This is a genomic window from Psychrobacter sp. TAE2020, from assembly GCF_018919485.1.
Lineage (GTDB): Bacteria > Pseudomonadota > Gammaproteobacteria > Pseudomonadales > Moraxellaceae > Psychrobacter.
The window spans coordinates 38,655-57,278 of sequence record NZ_JAHLMU010000001.1 but is presented as its reverse complement, the minus strand read 5'-3'; the positions used below and the strand labels follow the sequence as shown (position 1 = coordinate 57,278).

The window sequence follows — 18,624 nt, the reverse complement described above, 5'->3', positions numbered from 1 at the left end:
TTATTAAGCAAATACCATATATTTGAGATACTTAGTGAGCTAAATATGAGTATAGAAACCTTGAGGTGAGTAAAAATCATAAATGATGTACTTTAACCAATAGCTCGCTTAGTTTTGTATGAGAATACAATCACGATAGATATCAATAAATGCGCGATGTCACTGCTAGCCCCGACAGTAGCGGCTATCTTACTCATTATCTAGTTACCCCTATTACTCCTTACCCACTATAGGCGTTGCCGTCGTCGATCCTTCATCGCTCTCCACAGGAGCATTCAAAAAATTCAGATAAGCTTGGTATTGCTCAAGCACATCATCAATGACTTGCTGCTTATTTAATCCGGTCAAATCATAGCCGCCCGAACCTGTTTGGGTGGTGACCTCAAGTCGATAGTAGACATCGCTATCAGCGGCCATTTTGCCACTAAAAGTAGGCGCTGGAGTCTTAACCATAGACACTTGATAATAAAAGTCGTTCATAGCAGCCGTCGATAACCGTAGTAACGGCCCCGAGGCGGCAATAATATTAGTATTACCAACAAAAGCCGTTGCGCTTGCCGCATTCTTATCATGATCGGCATTGATACGCTCCACATCATAGCCTTGACGGCGGAACTCATTGGCGACATCATCGAGCGCTGGGCGTACAGTACGCTCTAGAAACTTGATCGACTCACGTTTGGATGGATAAGTCAGCATCTGCCCCAAACGCTGCGTCCATGAGCGCTCTGGTATATGACCACCACTAGGTGCAATCGAAGGACGGCGTAACACCTTACCCTCGCTCTCGGCTTGCTCTATTTTTAGCGCTTTGTAGAAAGAGAACATCACTAGGTAAACGATGATAGTCACCGGCAGCGCAAAGATAAGCGTCGCATACTCCATAGTGATAACGCCACCAGCTAACAGCATTGAGATAGTCAAAACCGCTGTCAGTACTGCCCAAAATATACGCAGCCATTTCGGGCCATCTTCGCTTGGGTCTGGAATAGAGGCAGAGAAATTCGACATCACCATTGCCCCTGAGTTGGCGCTAGTAATATAAAATAGCAATCCTGAAAAGGTCGCTAACATAACTAAGAACTTCGCGCCGGGGAACATCTCAAGCAAGGCATACCAGCCACGCTCAGGGCTTTGAATAGCCAGTTCGGCAAAGGCAGTATTACCTTGTAATACTTCATAAAGGGCTGAGTTACCGAAGAAGGACACAATAATAAAATCACATAATACTGGCACAGTAATCGCAGCGATGACGAACTCACGTAAAGTACGGCCACGGGAAATACGGGCCAAAAACACGCCAACAAACGGCCCCCAAGCCAACCAAAACGCCCAAAAGAATAAAGTCCAACTGCCCATCCATTCGCTACTACCAGGCACGTAAGCAAAGGTTTTAAACATCCGAGCAGGCAAAGTGACAAAGAATTGACCTAAGTTTTCAACCAGCGCATTCAATAAGAAAGCGGTCTGGCCAGCGATGAGAATAAAAGCCATCATCGCCACTGCGCTCCATAGATTCAGCTCAGATATCCAGCGAATACCACGATCTACGCCTGAAGTAGTCGCCAAGATAGTCAAGACCACCGCCCCGATAACTAAAGCAATCTGTAAGGTGAGACCTTCCTCTAGCCCAAAGATCTTTGAGAAGCCGACGTTTAGTAAGACTACCCCGATACCCATAGTAGTGGCGACGCCAAACACGGTACCGACTAAGGCTAAAATACTAATGCCGTGACCGATTGGGCCATTGACACGTTTGCCAAACAGCGGATAGAGCGCCGCTCGAATCGATAACGGCATATCCCAGCGATAGGCAAAGTAGCCCATTGCCATGCCGAGTAATGCATATACCGCCCAGCCAGCGATACCGTAATGGAACATGGTCCAAACTACAGCGTTTTGCATAGCATCAGCGCTGGCGCTATCCCCTGCTGGCGGCGTTAAATACTGCACTACAGGACCAGTTACTGAGAAGAACAGCAAATCAATGCCCACCCCAGCAGCGAATAGCATAGCCACCCAAGTCCCTAGCTTATATTGTGGACGTGAATCATCAGGCCCCAGGCGTACGCTACCGGCTTTGGATAAAGCTACCCAAAGTACAAAGCCAGTGACTAATACCATAGTAATCACATAGTACCAACCGAGGTTAGTTGCAATCCAATCCACTACTATTTGCATAGTAGTATGTGCCCCTTCAGGTATAATGATTGCCCAAATTGAGAAAGCAACAATAACTAGCGAAGAGAGGATTAACACGCTCCAGTTAATATGAGCAACCGCATTTTTGGATAACTGTTGCGCCCCTTTTTTTAAATCACTGCGCGAGATGGGTCTTTCATCATGAAGACTTTTAGGTTGACGTTGCGAGCCCCCAAACTGACTGCGCTCAAATGGGGTTTGTGCGCTTTTACTGAGCTCATTTGGTAATGGCTCGTTTAGTGAATGCTCGTTTGCTAGGTCATCTTTGGAAGAGTTATCGTGGTTTACTTCGTTGTTCATGTCTGTACATTCCTTACACTTGACTTATAGGGCATAAGTGAGTGCAGTTTTAGAGGGCAGGATATTTTGGGAGAAAATGATGAGCGCATAGTATCATAGTCTAGCGCACGAACATTCTTGGCAAGGATAAGCCGCTCATCAGCGCACCGCTATGGATAAGGCTTGAAGATAATGATAATAAGTTAGGTAATAGCTAGAGTTTAGAGCAGTAGAGATACTTTTTATTAAGCGTTTATTTTAAGAGAAACTGACTACAGCCATCAGGGCTCACATTTGACTTTGTTAAATTGCCAAGTCATAGCCCCTGTCTTTTTAGCTACTAAGATATCGCTCGCCGATAAGAACAAAACCCCTTCGATATTTTCAAAATCCTTACCTGTGCAAGTATGATAGCTGTAGAAATCAATGTTTACCGCAAAGGCTTGAATCATAACGTCGCTATACTTAGATATTCGTCCTACGGCTAACAAACACAGCATCACAGTAAGCGCAAAGAGTACGCCTGATAATAACTTGCTAGTTAATTTTTTAGTCGATTGATTAGTAGCGCTTGTAGCATCAACATTGCTCTTACCAGCGTTGCCATTGCTAACATCACTATTATCTACGTTGTTAGCAGCTTGGTTATCAGAATCTCGGTATAAAAAGTACAAGCCTATAGCGATAAAGTAACTGCTTAATAAAATGATAATACAGTATTTAAAAAACTCGATAGCGGTCAGTAGCGTTGAGGTCAAGGCTAAATTGCTAGGATTGACTTGGAATATCCTGTTAATCTCACCTGTTGCCCACAAATAGGACGATACGCTCATCAAAGCCACTAATAAATAGATAATAATTTGGCCACAAACGCTGTTTTTTAGGTATCGATAGACGATGTTTTCGATAGCAATCATGATTAGCATGATAAACAGTACTGCGGCGATCATACCAACGATTAAATAGCTGATATAAAGTGGCCGATTAAGAGCATTGGCTAACAACAAGGCTAAAGCCAAAGCTATCAAGATGATTGCAAATTTGGCAAAAATCTGTGTAGTGCGAATCAGCCAGTCTCTAATACTGTTCAGATTAACTTCTCGGTTATCCGCAGCTTTATTATCAGATTTTGTCATAGATAGGGAGTTCCAAATAGGCTGTTGATTGTCAGGCACTGATGATAAGGACTAAGGGCATCAACCACTAGTCAGATCATCACAAGGATAAAATGCCTTATTTATTGGCAAAGGGTCACCATTAAAAATAGCGAATGGCTTATAGCGCAGAGCTCTGATATAAAAGTAGAGTCTTTACCTCTATTTATCGATGCATGGTTATTTATTAATGGCTAATTATTTATCGATATAGTTATTTGCAGACACATTAGCTTTTTGTGAAACGCTTGATTGAATTTACAATCATTATCAAGCTATTGGAATTTTTAGGATAATGCCTGTCATAAAAAAGCATCCTATCAAGCCGAAACTTAATAGGATGCTGTTATTTGCTTATCAATAGAAATCCAGCAAAATGCTCTAGATATCGAACTCTAGTGCTCTATCGCCATCAGCATCTTGAATACGCGTTGGCAAGCCAATTTTATTTAGCAAATTAATAAATGGCTTAGCATCGAGCTCTTCGACGTTGACCATCTTGCCTGCATCCCACTCACCAGTAGCAACCAACATAGCCGCAGCGACTGGTGGCACGCCAGCAGTATAAGAGATGCCTTGACTGCCCATAGCCTCAAACGCTTGTTTATGATCAGAGATATTATAGATAAATACCTCGCTATCGACGCCGTCTTTTTTGCCCTTAACTTTATCACCAATACAAGTCTTACCCGTATAGTTTGCAGCTAATGAGCTTGGGTCTGGTAGCACCGCTTTGACGACTTTTAACGGAATAACTTCTAAGCCTTCAGCGGTAGTCACTGGCTGCTCAGATAATAAGCCTAAGCTTTGTAGCACAGTGAAAACATTGATGTAATGCTCACCAAAGCCCATCCAAAAGCGAATGTTTGGCACATCTAAATTAGTCGATAACGAATGGATCTCATCATGGCCGCTAAGGTAACTGTTCTGTATGCCGACTACCGGTAGGTCGTCGGTACGCTTGACTTCGAACATCTTATTCGACTGCCACTTACTATCCTGCCATGAATAAACCGTACCAGTGAACTCCCGGAAATTGATTTCAGGATCGAAGTTAGTAGCGAAGTATTTACCATGGCTGCCAGCATTAATATCGATAATATCAATATCAGTTACTGACCCTGCATCCATCATGTCATAGCCAAGACGAGCATAAGCATTGACCATACCGGGATCAAAACCTGCGCCTAAGATGGCAGTAATATTATTATCCGCACAACGCTGTTTACGCTGCCACTCGTAGTTGTTGTACCAAGGCGGCGTCTCGCAAATCTTACGGGGGTCTTCGTGAATAGCGGTATCGATATAAGCCACGCCAGTCTCAATACAAGCTTCTAGTACGCTCATATTCAAAAATGGTGAGCCGACATTGATGACGATTTGGATATTAATATCTTTTATCAGAGCTATTAATGCTTGGGTATTAAGCGCATCGATTTGATGGGTGTGCAAAGTTGCAGGCTGCTTAAAGCTGTCTTTGTCCTGTACGCTTTGGGCGATAGCAGTACACTTATCTAAAGTACGTGATGCGATATGAATCGCACCGAGCACATCGTTATGCATCGCACATTTATGAGCGACTACTTGAGCGACGCCGCCAGCACCGATGATAAGAACATCTTTTTTGGCTTGCTTAGTGTTTTTGTTATGTTGAGTTGTGTTCAAGGCAACAATCCTCCTTTGTGTCCCTGCCGTCGTCATTGTTATTGATCAATCGAAACAGAAACTAGTGAATGATATGCGTGAATTAAAAAGGAAGACCGAGGAAAACCCACGCACCCGATGAACAAAAACCACTGTTTTTGCCCGAGCCGATTATAACAATTTTTACTACCCTATCGGCAATAATTAATAGCTAAATTAAAACAGTGCCATTAACCATAAATGGCATGCGAACGTCTTACAATCAAGAATTAAGACAAACTTGCTTTATATTCCTGATAATCAAACTCACGCTGCACATCAATAGTGCCATCAAGACGACGTATCACAATCGCTGGCATATTGACCCCATTAAACCAGTTCTTTTTGACCATAGTATAACCAGCAGCATTAGCAAAGGCTAACTGATCGCCTATCTGCAAAACAGCTGGCAGCTGATACTCACCAAAAATATCTCCTGCTAAACAAGAGCGACCATAAATGATAGTGTTGTCAGCTGCCGCTTGCTCCATTGTCTGAGCGTTATCAGTAGGATCAATATCGAGAGCTGCGATGTGGATTAGCTGATTATTAATAGCCGCTATTGGTGCTGACTCACGGTAAATCAGCAAATCAAGCATATGCGCTTCAATAGAGGAGTCTACTATCGCTAAGTTTTTTTGGTTATACATAGTATCTAATACGCTAGTCACCAAAGTTCCAGCGCCATGAATACTAGCTTCACCTGGCTCTAAATAGACTTGTAAGCCGTATTTTTCACTAAAGCCTTTTAGACGTTGAGCCAATTGCTCAAGAGGATAATCAGGAGCGATAAAGTGAATTCCGCCTCCTAAACTTACCCATTCTAACTGTTGGAAAATATCACCGAACTTAGCTTCGATATCAGCCAAACTGTCACTAAAAGCCTGATAGCTGTCATTTTCACAGTTATTATGAATCATCACTCCAGTGATATCTTTTAGCACCGCAACGATACTGTCTTTATCATGCTCCCCAAGGCGACTAAACGGACGAGCTGGGTCAGCGATAATAAACGAGGAATTACTGGTTTTAGGGTTTAAGCGCAGCCCTACAGGTATGTTTTTAGCAGCCGCTTGCTCTTTAAAAGCAGTTAATTGCGAGATAGAGTTAAATATAATCTTATCAGCATATTGTAAAACTTCAGGGATTTCATCGGCACTATAAGCCACGCTATAAGCATGCATCTCTTTTTTATCAGCACTTTTAAGGGGTTCAATACCATCAAGGGTTTCAGTGGTGTCAATATTATTGTGTTGAGAGTTATGGCCAAAAGTCTCATAGCCCAAGCGCAATTCGTTCAATGACGATGACGTTGTGCCGTGTAAATAAGGTTGCATGACTTCAAACACCCCCCAAGTAGCAAAGCATTTTAGTGCCAATAGTGCCTTAGCACCCGACAACTCACATAGTCGAGCAATAATCTGCATATTGGCAACAATGGCCGCTTCGTCGAGTAAATAATAAGGGGTTGGCACGGATATAGATTGATGAGCAAGTGAGGTAGTCATGTTTATTCACCTAATAGCATACGATAATAGTAGTTAGTGATATTTTTCGCTATAGTAGACTAAACCTATACTAAATAGAATAGCTTATGTCACTATCAACCGATTATTCGCGCTCTTCAAATCCACCTGATTTTACCCAGCTTAATTTGCCTCAGCTCGATGTCAATGCTCGTGAAGTATTAGAATTTTGGTTCGATGAGGATAATAAACAGTACTGGTTTATACAGGACAGCAGCTTTGACAAGCTGATTGCTGATAAATTTGGCAAGCTCTGGCAACAGGCAAAACAAGGTGAATGTGCTCCCTGGCGCTATGTCGAAGAACACAGGTATTTGAACAACTCCAATGCTGAACTGGCTGGACGTTTGGCTGAGATTATTGTCTTAGATCAATTCTCACGTAACTTGTGCCGCAATCAGGCGGCGGCTTTTGCGCAAGACGCTATGGCTTTAGTGCTAGCCCAAGAAGCTATTCGCCAATTTCATTTTAATAAGCTCCCTTGGCAATGGCGACAGTTTATGATCATGCCTTTTATGCATTCTGAATCCTTAGTTATTCATCAACGCTATCTCCCCTTGTTTGAGGAGCTCAATAATGCCAACACTTTGAGTTTTGAGCATCGGCATCAAGATATTATCCAACGATTTGGACGCTATCCGCATCGTAATAAAGCTTTGAATAGACCATCTACTGTCGAAGAAAGAAAGTTTTTACAACAACCTAATTCGTCGTTTTAACTTTATCTCAATGCTAATGTGAGCCGTCAGAACTAACACCAGTATTGATTTAATGGTTAACGTCAATGCGGCTATTAATATCGTTTGCCAGTTTCCAAATGTAGTAATAAAAAATAGAGCAAGCAAAGCAGCAGGGTTTACTTATGAAGGTTCAGTAGGCACTAATAACTTACCTCACCAGTACTAAAGGTAAAGTCTTTAGTTATTAAGGTCTTATTATCGACTAATACATCAAAGCTCACTTGATAGTTACTATTACCATATAGGCCACAGTTGCCGCCCTTATTACTACCCTGCTCACAGCTTTTTAGATTATCAGTGAGCGGTAAAATAAAAGCTTCAGTGGCTGCTAGCTGATAATTAGTGCCTTTATACGGGTCTTGATAAAAATCAAGCAAAGCAACTTCTACCTTTGTTTTGCGCTGTACATTATAGAACTTAACGTTACTAACTTTGATCGTCTGAGCTGATGGCATGTTGATATAGATAGGTTGTCCTATAGGATCTGTTCGCAAATCACGACCCGTACCTTTAACTGGATTCGGTGATTCATTATATAGTGCGGTCACTGTAGCGCTGACATCTTGACAAGGATAAGTAAAGATACCTTTAACGCTATTATTTTTGGCTGCTGGCGTCGCTGCGGCATGGGTAACCAGGACATAGCCTTGATACTTACTTGCCTCCCTATTAAATGGCTTATAAGCACTGATCCCTGTACCGATCAAATTTGAATTCGGTAGCATCAATGCGCGTAAATGATAAGGCGCAGCAAGCAAGGATTTAGTCATTGCCATCGCGGCAATATCCGGTGCCACTAAGTTACCTAACGAGCTAAAGTATAAAGTCAAAGCAATGTTTTCGGCCACGCCATTGTTGGCATTGGCATAATTTGCCTTAGCCAAGCGCTTAGTAAAACTATCACCGCTAAAAAACGAGTTGCTCTTACCTGTGACATCAGCAATATCACTGATCTCGTTTTCCACATACGGATTAAAGCCAGTCGGGGTACTATTAGCAAACACATAATTAATGTAATTGGCATGTTGGATAGCAATTTTTGCAAGTTCTGGATCAGCAGATACCTCACTGAGACCACAGCTAGACCGGGCAAGGCTAATTTCATTATCTACGTTTACAACTGCTAGTGCATTATCATCGGCTATAGCGTTATTTACTTCTTCATCCTCAGCTCGCTATTCATTGCTAGCCTTAGACTTAGAAACGACTGGATTTGAGGCTGTTGTAGCAGAGTTTGCAGATTCTGACTCTGACTCTGACTCTATGGATTTAGGTGCTTTATTCGCTGTCGAGGTACTATCTGCATCGCCTGCATCACCACAAGCGCTTAGAACCATAATCGAAAAAATGATAGGGACTAAGCTGTTTATAGAGGTATTGAGAGTCATTTTCTATCCTATAAAGCAATAAATTAGCTAACTGAAGTTCAGCAATAACTATGCCAACTTATTGGCGCTAATTTATTAATAGCAACTAGTTATTGCTATAAAAAATTCTAGCTACTAATGAATAGAATATAAGACCTGCAAGTAGTGCTCGCTGAGGCGGGATCACTATATAAAATAATTCATAAATCAAAATAATTCATAAATCAAAATAACTTATAAATTAAAATCGATACTACTTAGGCTATTTTTCTGAAAGTGCTCGTTTTATTGGTGCGAAGCTACGTCTATGCTCAGGTAGCACCCCATAGTCTAGAATAGCTTGCATATGCGCTGCAGTGGGATAGCCTTTGTGCTTGCCGATGCTATAGTCAGGATATTGAGCATCCAATTGATACATTCTATGATCACGGCTAACTTTTGCTAAAATACTAGCGGCTGCAATACTAGTATGACGAGCATCACCTTTGACCCATGCTTGGCAGTCAATAGTCGCTTGTTCTATACCTAACTTAGCGAGTGTTGGGTAGTCCAATTCTGGACAGCGATTACCATCATATAGTACTTGGGTTTGGACATGACTAGAAAGGTTAGCAAAATCAATGGTTAGCTGCTGATATATCGCTATTAATAGCTGCTCAGTACATAGACGCATGCCAAGCATAGTTGCCTGTAGGATATTGAGCTGATCGATCACCGCCGCTGGGATATCGGCAATAATATAGCCCACGGCATATTGCTGGACTAAGGGATAGAGAGTATCTCGCTTCTTTTCACTGAGCTGCTTGGAGTCAGTTAGGATAGCTAAAGGAGTCGTTAATAAGGGCTGATCCTCAATCAAACCTGACCACTTACTTGGCAAAATGGCAGCCGCTACGTTGACACTACCCAGCAACGGCCCCCGACCTGCCTCATCGACTCCTATCTGTAACGGTACTGATGATAGATCTTGCAGGGAATGGCTGTGCCGCTCAGCTAATAACTCAGCAACCTTTAGCTCGCCTGTCAGCTCAATAGGCGCGGCCAAATTAATGTACTGACCTTTTATATCAATAGACTCAATAGTAATTTTCATAGGGTTTATATACTTGTTTAGACAAGAGTATTAATAGCTTTTACGCTGGTTTCTGACTTTGGCTATTTACTGTAGGCTGTTCATTATTGGCTATTATTGTTTATGTACCATTGCTCAATCACACTACTAGCTGGGTCATGATTGCTTTGTTGTTGCAGAGTTTGCTTAGTATCAATCAGCGCATTTAGCTGCTCCTGATAGGCGCGCGGCTGTAGCAACTGCATCACTGTCCGGCAAATATTGTCACCACTAGCCTGCTCTTGGATGAGCTCTGGCACTATGGCATGATCGGCTAAAATATTAGGCAATGCCACATAAGATACTTTTACAAGACGTTTAACGATGCGATAAGTTAGCTGATTGAGCTGATAAACTACTACCATAGGACGCTCGAGTAACATCGCTTCAAGGGTGGCAGTACCTGAGGCTAGTATGATGATATCTGAGGCCGCCATTGCTTGTTGGCTAAAGCCAGGTTGGCTTTCATCATAGACGACTACAATAGCTGCCCTTAGCTGCTCAGAGCACTTATCTATCACTTCCTGTACGATATACTGATGGTTTTGATCGACAGTCGGAATGATAAAACATAGATCAGGGTCTAGCAGCACTAACTTTTGAATACCATCAAGCATCAACGGCAAAATGGCCGTGATTTCTCCACGCCGTGAGCCTGGCATCACACAAACTAGCTGACTAACCGCAGCAAAGCGCTCGATAAAAAACTGTTGCAGTCCATCATTATGCCAGACTAGTTCACTACGTAATTGAGTGATAGGAGTGTTTTCTAGGCGATGCTCTATAGTGCGTAACAACGGATGTCCAACACAGATAGCCGGATGATTGTGCCGCTCATATACCGGCAGCTCAAATGGGAATAAGCATAGCACTAAGTCAGTCGCTGCCTTTATACCATGAATGCGCGACTCACGCCAAGCCCAAATCGAAGGGCTGACATATTGAACACAGAACACCCCTTTTGGCTTAAGTTTTTTAGCGACCCGTAAATTGAAGTCAGGGGCATCGATCCCGATGAACCAATCAATGTTGGCATTTTTAAAGGCAGTAAGTAACTCACGCCGTGCCTTGAATAGATCAGACAATTGGGCTAATACTTCGACTAAGCCCATCACCGCTAGACGTGATAACGGAAAGATACTTTGCAGACCTTGTGCTTGCATCTTAATGCCACCGACGCCAACCCAGACAATATCCTCACGCAGATTATTCATCTGCTGCATAAAGTCAGCCCCTAAGCTATCACCGGATACTTCACCGGCTACTATCCCTATCACCAATGGCCTAGCTGCCGTTACTGGCCCTGCTAGGTGTTGATCAGTTACTTGGTGAATCAACTCAGTGTCTTTAGCATACGAGATAGAATCAGTCATAAAAAACTCTTAATAGTAATGATTTACTATGAATGGTATAACCATAAAAAGGCAAGTATAACAAAATTTTGGTTTTGACATTCCAGTTATGAGTCAATAAAGTCGCCGACTGCCCTTGTCAACTCAAGGTTTTCAAAGCATAATGAATATCCCTATAAATTAGTTAAACGACGTATAATCATGACAACACCAGCTACTCATAACGCAGATATTGATGACGTGAATATTGAAAAGTTCATCCCCCTGATCACTCCCGCTGAGCTAAAAACTGAGCTTCCTCTTTCAAATGATGCTTATAAAACAGTGCTGAAAGGTCGCCATACCATTCAAGATATCCTAGATGGTAAAGACAAACGCTTGTTTGTGGTTATTGGTCCTTGCTCTATCCATGATATCAAAGCCGCTCACGAATATGCTGATCGCTTAGCTATATTGGCCAAAGAGATTGAAGACAGTATCTTTGTAGTGATGCGCGTTTATTTTGAAAAGCCACGTACCACTGTGGGCTGGAAAGGCATGATTAACGATCCTGACATGAATGATAGCTTCGATATCGAAAAGGGTCTACGTATCGCTCGTAAATTACTATTGGAGTTAAATGAAAAAGGGCTGCCTTGTGCTACTGAAGCCCTCGATCCTAATACCCCCCAATACATGCAAGACTTGATCAGCTGGTCAGCGATTGGTGCTCGCACTACTGAGAGCCAAACCCATCGCGAGATGAGCTCAGGATTATCCTGTCCAGTAGGTTTCAAAAACGGTACTGATGGCGGCATGACTGTAGCCGTTAATGCTATGCAAGCGGTCAAAGAAGGCCATAGCTTCTTGGGCTTATCATCAGACGGTAAAGTATCAATTATCAAATCTAAAGGTAACCCATACGCACACGTGGTGTTGCGTGGCGGTAATGGCAAACCTAACTATGATGAAACTGCTGTTGCCCAAGTAGAGAACGCTTTAGCTGAAGGCAAAACCAGCGGCAAGATTATGATCGACTCAAGCCATGCCAACTCAGGCAAAGATCCGTATTTGCAGCCAATGGTTATCAATAATGTCGCTGAACAAATCCAAAATGGCAATCAGTCAATCATTGGTATGATGATTGAGAGTCATCTTAAAGGCGGCAGTCAAAAACTAACCGCTGATTTGGACGCACTAGAGTATGGTGTCTCAATTACGGATGGTTGTCTCGATTGGGAAAGTACGGTCACTGCGCTACATAACTTACGTGATATGGTAAAAGACGTATTGCCTAACCGTTAGACTTAGCAAGCATTAAACTAAAACCCCCTCTAGTAATTATTAATAGAGGGGGTTTTTTAACGTTTAGAATTTTATATCGTAATAAATTTTATAGCCTAATAAATTATTTATCGGCGGCGCCAAGGACGCTGTCCAAGCTCTCCAATACGTGTTTGGAAGTCGCTTGCTGCTGCAATTCGCTGAGTTTGTCATGGGCTAGTTGACGACGTGGCTCTACCAAAGTATACCAACGGGCTAATACTTGTAATAGTCTAGAAGCCATTACTGGGTTAGCATCATCAAGCTTTTTGATCACGCCAATATAGATATCTAAGCCTTCAGCGCTCCATAATACTGCAGGCTGCGCAGTAAAAGCACTGATTACAGAGCGTATACGGTTCGGGGTGTTCCAGTCAAAGTCAGCATGCGCCAACAAAGTGTTGATGGTATCAGTGCTCACATGACTACTAGAGGCTTGGACACTGAACCAAAGATCTATCACTAAATCATCATCTACAAAGCGCTGATAAAAATCGGCCAAATACTTATCGGCCGTGGCTAGCTGATGGTTGACCATGGCCCTTAATGCCCCTAAGCGCTCAGTCATACAGCTGGCATTATCATACTGCTGCTGCGCCCATTGCTCGGCCCCAGATACTTGTGCGGTCAAGGCCATATCAAGCACTACATTACGTAATGCTCGTGCGCCTAAATCTGCTGGCTTGTCTGAATAAGGTTGCAGAGGTAATTGCCCATATAATAGCACCCACTGATCTTTTAGCGAGTCAGCCACCTGACGATATAAGTCTTCACGTTGCTGCTTGACTACTACTGGGTCATAGTTAGCATTAATGGCTGCTGCTAGCTCTTGCGCTGAAGGTATATCGAGTAAACGCGCGGCCAGCATCGCATCAGTTGCAGCTAGTACTGGTAAAGTTTTTGCTAAAGCCTGCAAATAAACTTCTGGGCTACTCTTGGCACTACTGCCTTGTAATAAGATACGGTTGACTAGCATTTGCGTTACTTGCCAGCGATTGAAGCCATTAGTCTCATGAGTCAATAAAAATGCTAAGTCTTCGTCTTGATAATCATAGTTAAGCTGTACTGGCGCACTGAAATCACGTAATAACGAAACTATCGGTTCGCTGCTAATATTATCGAAGCTAAAGGTTTGCTCTGCTTGATCAAGCAGTAACATACGCTCACTGACAATCTCCCCTGTCACTCTGTCAAACAAAGCAGTCGCCACCGGTATAGGTAACGGCTTTGGCGCTGCAAAGCTTGGTACCTGACGAGTCTGCTGGCTCAAGCTGATAGTCAGCGTTTGCGTCTCGCTATCATAATGCTGATGCCCTGACAACATCGGTGTTCCAGGCTGACGATACCAATCGATAAAGTCTTCAACTTTGCTGTCGGTAATACTAAGTGCCGATAAGAAGTCTTCAACCGTTACCGCTTGTCCATCATAACGACGGAAGTACTCGTCAGTGCCTTTACGAAAGTTCTCAGGCCCTAAAGTATTGGCCAACATACGAACGATTTCAGCGCCTTTTTCATAGACCGTAGTAGTATAAAAGTTATTGATCTCAACGAAGCTTTCAGGACGTACTGGATGCGCTAATGGCCCAGCATCCTCGGCGAATTGGTGTGCACGTAGAGTGGCCACATCATCGATGCGTTGTACCGCGCTGGACTGTTGATCCGCTGAAAAAGATTGATCACGAAATACGGTAAAGCCTTCTTTTAGGCACAGTTGAAACCAATCACGGCAAGTTATGCGGTTACCCGTCCAGTTATGGAAGTATTCATGGGCAATAACCGCTTTTACGTTAAAACTGCGGGCATCAGTAGTAGTCTCAGGGCTGGATAATACACAAGCCGTATTAAAGATATTTAAACCCTTATTCTCCATAGCCCCCATGTTGAACTGGCTGACCGCAACGATCATATAGCGGTCTAAGTCGTAGGCACGGCCATAATTGACTTCATCCCAGACCATTGAGTCTTTTAGAGCTTGCATGCCGACATGACACTTATCAATGTCACTGGCTTTGGCAAATAGCTCAAGCGTAACCTCACGACCTTCGCTAGTCGTATGATGGTCAGTTAGCACGGCCAAGTCAGCGAAGACGCAAGCGAACAAGTAGCTTGGCTTATTAGTAGGATCATGCCAGATTGCATAGTGACGATCAGGGGTGTCAGCCACCTCACCTTGCTCAACCAAGTTACCATTGCCTAGTAAGGTGGGATAACGCTTATCCGCCTCAAGACGAGTGGTAAATATCGCTAGCACATCAGGGCGATCAGGATAAAAAGTAATCTTGCGGAAGCCCTCAGGCTCACACTGCGTGACAAACATAGTTTCGCTGCCACTACCCGCTATATACAAGCCTTCAAGCGCCGTATTAGTCTGTGGGCTGAGGCGTACTTGCAACTCTAGTGTCAACTGCTCAGGTGCATCGGCTATGATCAGTTGACCATCCTGCTGCTGATACTGTCCTTCATCGAGCGCTTGGCCGTTAACGTTAATGGCTAATAGCTCAATGTCTTCACCGAATAATATTAAGTCTCCTGCTGTCTGACGTGTCATTACTAGCTTACTATCAACAGTAGCGTGATCAGCAAATATCTTGATATCTAAATCAACAGTTTCAACGGCAAAACTCGGTGGCTGATAGTCTTTTAGATTAATTTTATGACTACTTTCATTAGGCTCATGCGCTGGAACATCAGGCATTTCAACGTTAATAATGTTAGCATCGTTCTCAGCAGTAGACATGGTGTTTCCTATTTAAGTTAATATAGTTATAAGGTATTAATGGCGTTAACGAAATTAATAGTATGATTTTATATCCAATCCATACAGCCTGTAGATAAGGTCTAGCTGTTATAAGGACTAAAATGGTAAAGTTCACATCTTAGCTTTACTAGAGCTTTATAATAGTCTTTTTGTAATAATAGTCTTATTGCTTAATTGGTTTAAACATTCTCATTTCAAGCGCACTGATATAAACTTTCATCACTACTGCGTAACTAGGCTATTATTTATCCTACTAAAAGAGGATAGTTATAAAAAATGACGCTGGTAAAAAATAATAGTTATGAACAATGACACGATAAATAGTATTACCGATAAAAAAAATTTCAAAAACTTATCATTATAAAATATGAAAAATTATCACCATAAAGTTTTATACCTTACTGTATCAGTACTTAGCATTTAGCATTTAGCATTTAGCATTTAGCAGGCAAAACCTTATCTTATTATTATCCTCTAAACCCATAAAAAAAATGGTCTATTCTTATGACAAATCGCTCTATGCAAACTACTGTTACGCTGCCGCTATTAAAAACTTATGTCAACGCCCTATCCGCTACCTTAGCGGCTGAGGCTGCTACATCAATAGCTAACGATAGCAATACTAGCACTAACGCTGAGCTATTATGGATAGTGGAAGATCAAGCTGCTTTGGGCCAGCTAGAGTCTAAGTCATTATTTGAGACTGATGCCAATATTAAACCCAGTAAGCAGCAACAGCCATTAGTAGAATACAGCGCAACCACCTTACCACTGCTGGCTAAACAAAATATGCTCGGCCGTTATCAATTGGCTTGTTTTTGGCTACCTAACTTGACAGCAGAGTTGCTACCAGCCTATATTCCACTGCTAATGCGCTACCGAGATCTGTATGCCGCTCATGTGATTATTGCCGTACAGCAGAGTATTAACCTACGTACTTATGGCTTTATTCCCTTTGATATCGTTGCTGATGTAGTTACGGATACGGATGTAGTTACTGATAGCCAAATATCGTCTTCTGATATCGTCCTCTGGCAATTCAATCTCTATGACTATAAACGCTTACCTAATTGGTTAAACAGTGACTATTGGGCCAATCCTGAAAACTGGGATAAACGTCGCTGGTAACAAACAAGCTACTAGACCGTTTCAAAGAGTGTTATTAACCATTTTGCTAGAAACTATCTATAATTAACAGCGCAGAATAAAACTCTGATACCATCCCATTATTCTACTGCTATTAGTAATAGTAACAGTAGCTATAACTATCTTGCCTTGGCCTACAAATATCTCATCCTATGTCTAAGCTATTAATAGTAGACTTTGCGGGCATTTACAGTAATACTACTTACATAACGTAACATCGACTCTACTATGAGCAGCGATTGTATAGGTTTTATTATAAGCGGTTTTTAACAATAACAAATTCAATTCAGAATTTAGGAGCTAAGCATGTCAACTTATTCTATCCAAACTGGTACTACTAATAATCGTTTTGCTAAAATTGCTGCTCTAGCAGTATTATCAACAGCCGTAGCATTGACTACTGGTTGTGCGACTAAACGTGCCACTTCAGAAGTTGTGATTGCGCCTTTAGGTATTCCAGGTGGACAAGTAGGCTATAACAACGGTGCCTTAGTTAATAACTCAGACGCCGTCATCAGTGCTGCTAGTAATCTACAAGCGGTAGTTTATTTCGGTTTTGATAGCAGTGAGATTACTCCTCAAGCTGCTGCCATCTTAAATCAACACGCCAACTTACTAAGTTCAAACCCATCGGCTAGCGTCCTTATCGCTGGTAACACTGATGAGCGTGGCAGCCGCGAGTATAACATCGCGTTGGGTGAGCGCCGTGCACAATCAGCAAGTGCTTATTTAGCTAGTCAAGGTGTCTCTGCTAACAATATCCGAGTGATCAGCTATGGCGAAGAACGTCCTGCCGCTGCTGGTAACACTGAAGAAGCCTACGCCTTAAATCGTCGTGCTGAGCTGTCTTATTAATAATTACTAGTCAATCAATCATTGATAAAATTGATAAAAGTGCAGCAATAAAAATCTAGTAATAAAAGTCCAGTAAGATAATTACTGGGCTTTTTTTAATACTGGCTCATTAAAGAGCGACCCTAAGGCATTTAACAATATGTAGTTATAAAGGGGTCAACATTCCCTATCTACTTACCCTTTACTGATAGACATTAACCATGCTAACCCTTGAAGCCATCACCCTAGATAATATTCGCTATGAGCCACTAGCGGCTACGAGCTGGTGCGCTACAGCTACTATCAGTACTGCTTTAATGGCACCCGTTATACTGTGGCCGCAGTTGCGCAGTCACCTCTGCAGCCAGCTAGCACCCTATCCAGACCCCTGCTCTGACTGCCCAAATACTAGGGATATACCCTTATTATACTGGAACAAGGTCAGCCAACAGCAGCCATTGTCTATCCTTGCAGTTGCTCATCATAAGCGCCAACAGCAGCGTAAAGGCGTACGTCTTTTATTAAAAGACTTACTTAAAAAGCTAAATATTACCGACCATTTAGATGACTCAGCATTCCCTTATCGTCTTAGTAATAGCGGCTATTATGTTTGCTTTAGTCACTCCGATGATCATACTCAACGTTTTTCAAAGCAGGTGAATAGCAGTCCACGCTTTCAGTATAATTTACAAAGCAAAGTTGCCGTAGCTATCAGCTTGCGTTGTGCAATTGGTATCGATATCGAAACCCAACTTGTTGCTTGGCCGACTGTTCAGCGTTATTATCACGCTAATGAGCTGCTAATACTAGCCACTCTGCCCCAGTCACAACGCGATATCACGGCCAAATATCTATGGCAGCTAAAAGAAAGTATGATAAAAATCCACAATGCTAAATTGGCTCAAGGATTGGGGATAGACTACAGTGCTATTATCCCAGTTCTAAAAAGCAAGCTTAGTGCTACAGGCCTTGCTAGTCATCCTATAAAAAGCACTTTAACAGCTACTCATTCAACTTCAATCATCAATGAGATAGAGGTAGGGAAAACTAGCTATCAGCTAGCCATACTAGCAGAACAACAGACTTTGGTTGTTTTTTAGAGTCTATTACTCTCACACTGCTAACTGTTTCACTACTGATGGGCATTGCTAGAATAAAAAATTATAT

The 18,624-nt window shown here is 42.3% G+C and carries 14 protein-coding genes; 5 read left to right on the top strand and 9 right to left on the bottom strand.

The annotated features are described in order from the left end of the window. Positions 1–213: 213 nt before the first annotated feature. From betT to KPY62_RS00210, 4 genes are all read right to left on the bottom strand, one after another. Positions 214–2,502: a choline BCCT transporter BetT gene (gene betT / locus KPY62_RS00225; protein ID WP_216580296.1), complete on the bottom strand. Its 2,289-nt coding sequence runs from the start codon at positions 2,500–2,502 to the stop codon at positions 214–216. Positions 2,503–2,762: 260 nt separating this feature from the next. Next, complete coding sequence (locus tag KPY62_RS00220; RefSeq protein ID WP_216580295.1) at positions 2,763–3,617, bottom strand: hypothetical protein; 855 nt, start codon at positions 3,615–3,617, stop codon at positions 2,763–2,765. 399 nt (positions 3,618–4,016) lie between these two features. After that, positions 4,017–5,300, bottom strand: coding sequence for a saccharopine dehydrogenase family protein (locus tag KPY62_RS00215; RefSeq protein WP_228730503.1), 1,284 nt, complete (start codon positions 5,298–5,300; stop codon positions 4,017–4,019). A gap of 248 nt (positions 5,301–5,548) precedes the next feature. Continuing rightward, entirely contained in the window at positions 5,549–6,826 is a 1,278-nt protein-coding gene (locus KPY62_RS00210) for a carboxynorspermidine decarboxylase (RefSeq protein WP_216580293.1), read from the bottom strand. 86 nt (positions 6,827–6,912) lie between these two features. On the opposite strand from KPY62_RS00210, the gene KPY62_RS00205 reads away from it, so the two are divergent. Next, positions 6,913–7,563, top strand: a complete 651-nt coding sequence (locus tag KPY62_RS00205) for a DUF924 family protein (RefSeq protein ID WP_216580292.1) — start codon at positions 6,913–6,915, stop codon at positions 7,561–7,563. Positions 7,564–7,724: 161 nt separating this feature from the next. Here KPY62_RS00205 and KPY62_RS00200 read toward each other — a convergent pair whose 3' ends face one another. The 4 genes from KPY62_RS00200 to lpxB all read right to left on the bottom strand — a co-directional run bounded on the left by KPY62_RS00200 (position 7,725) and on the right by lpxB (position 11,435). Then, positions 7,725–8,684: a CAP domain-containing protein gene (locus KPY62_RS00200; RefSeq protein ID WP_324033928.1), complete on the bottom strand. Its 960-nt coding sequence runs from the start codon at positions 8,682–8,684 to the stop codon at positions 7,725–7,727. Positions 8,685–8,759: 75 nt separating this feature from the next. Further along, a complete protein-coding gene (locus tag KPY62_RS00195) occupies positions 8,760–8,972 on the bottom strand; it encodes a hypothetical protein (RefSeq protein ID WP_216580291.1) in 213 nt (70 codons plus the stop codon). Positions 8,973–9,213: 241 nt separating this feature from the next. Further along, positions 9,214–10,044 carry a ribonuclease HII gene (locus tag KPY62_RS00190; protein ID WP_216580290.1) on the bottom strand — a complete coding sequence of 277 codons (831 nt, stop codon included), beginning with the start codon at positions 10,042–10,044 and terminating at the stop codon, positions 9,214–9,216. A gap of 83 nt (positions 10,045–10,127) precedes the next feature. Continuing rightward, the gene (lpxB, locus tag KPY62_RS00185) at positions 10,128–11,435 is read right to left on the bottom strand and encodes a lipid-A-disaccharide synthase (protein ID WP_216580289.1); all 1,308 of its coding nucleotides are present in this window, start codon (positions 11,433–11,435) and stop codon (positions 10,128–10,130) included. 180 nt (positions 11,436–11,615) lie between these two features. On the opposite strand from lpxB, the gene KPY62_RS00180 reads away from it, so the two are divergent. Beyond that, positions 11,616–12,698, top strand: coding sequence for a 3-deoxy-7-phosphoheptulonate synthase (locus KPY62_RS00180; protein WP_216580288.1), 1,083 nt, complete (start codon positions 11,616–11,618; stop codon positions 12,696–12,698). A 103-nt stretch (positions 12,699–12,801) separates the two neighbouring features. On the opposite strand, the gene pepN is transcribed toward KPY62_RS00180, so the two are convergent. Further along, a complete protein-coding gene (gene pepN, locus KPY62_RS00175; protein WP_216580287.1) occupies positions 12,802–15,456 on the bottom strand; it encodes an aminopeptidase N in 2,655 nt (884 codons plus the stop codon). 525 nt (positions 15,457–15,981) lie between these two features. Between pepN and KPY62_RS00170 the strand changes: the two genes are divergently transcribed. The 3 genes from KPY62_RS00170 (at position 15,982) to KPY62_RS00160 (ending at position 18,557) form a co-directional block, all read left to right on the top strand. Further along, positions 15,982–16,605, top strand: coding sequence for a DUF6231 family protein (locus KPY62_RS00170; RefSeq protein WP_216580286.1), 624 nt, complete (start codon positions 15,982–15,984; stop codon positions 16,603–16,605). Between the two features lie 324 nt (positions 16,606–16,929). Then, on the top strand, positions 16,930–17,478 hold the full coding sequence (pal, locus tag KPY62_RS00165; protein ID WP_216580285.1) for a peptidoglycan-associated lipoprotein Pal: 549 nt from the start codon (positions 16,930–16,932) through the stop codon (positions 17,476–17,478). Positions 17,479–17,678: 200 nt separating this feature from the next. Next, on the top strand, positions 17,679–18,557 hold the full coding sequence (locus tag KPY62_RS00160; protein ID WP_216580284.1) for a 4'-phosphopantetheinyl transferase family protein: 879 nt from the start codon (positions 17,679–17,681) through the stop codon (positions 18,555–18,557). Positions 18,558–18,624: the final 67 nt, after the last annotated feature.

What these genes read in the sequence shown, in the direction of transcription:
- pepN (WP_216580287.1), bottom strand. Translation starts at nt 15,456, where the DNA reads ATGTCTACTGCTGAGAACGATGCTAACATTATTAACGTTGAAATGCCT.
- KPY62_RS00190 (WP_216580290.1), bottom strand. Translation starts at nt 10,044, where the DNA reads ATGAAAATTACTATTGAGTCTATTGATATAAAAGGTCAGTACATTAAT.
- KPY62_RS00195 (WP_216580291.1), bottom strand. Translation starts at nt 8,972, where the DNA reads ATGACTCTCAATACCTCTATAAACAGCTTAGTCCCTATCATTTTTTCG.
- KPY62_RS00180 (WP_216580288.1), top strand. Translation starts at nt 11,616, where the DNA reads ATGACAACACCAGCTACTCATAACGCAGATATTGATGACGTGAATATT.
- KPY62_RS00160 (WP_216580284.1), top strand. Translation starts at nt 17,679, where the DNA reads ATGCTAACCCTTGAAGCCATCACCCTAGATAATATTCGCTATGAGCCA.
- KPY62_RS00210 (WP_216580293.1), bottom strand. Translation starts at nt 6,826, where the DNA reads ATGACTACCTCACTTGCTCATCAATCTATATCCGTGCCAACCCCTTAT.
- KPY62_RS00205 (WP_216580292.1), top strand. Translation starts at nt 6,913, where the DNA reads ATGTCACTATCAACCGATTATTCGCGCTCTTCAAATCCACCTGATTTT.
- lpxB (WP_216580289.1), bottom strand. Translation starts at nt 11,435, where the DNA reads ATGACTGATTCTATCTCGTATGCTAAAGACACTGAGTTGATTCACCAA.
- KPY62_RS00170 (WP_216580286.1), top strand. Translation starts at nt 15,982, where the DNA reads ATGACAAATCGCTCTATGCAAACTACTGTTACGCTGCCGCTATTAAAA.
- pal (WP_216580285.1), top strand. Translation starts at nt 16,930, where the DNA reads ATGTCAACTTATTCTATCCAAACTGGTACTACTAATAATCGTTTTGCT.
- KPY62_RS00220 (WP_216580295.1), bottom strand. Translation starts at nt 3,617, where the DNA reads ATGACAAAATCTGATAATAAAGCTGCGGATAACCGAGAAGTTAATCTG.
- betT (WP_216580296.1), bottom strand. Translation starts at nt 2,502, where the DNA reads ATGAACAACGAAGTAAACCACGATAACTCTTCCAAAGATGACCTAGCA.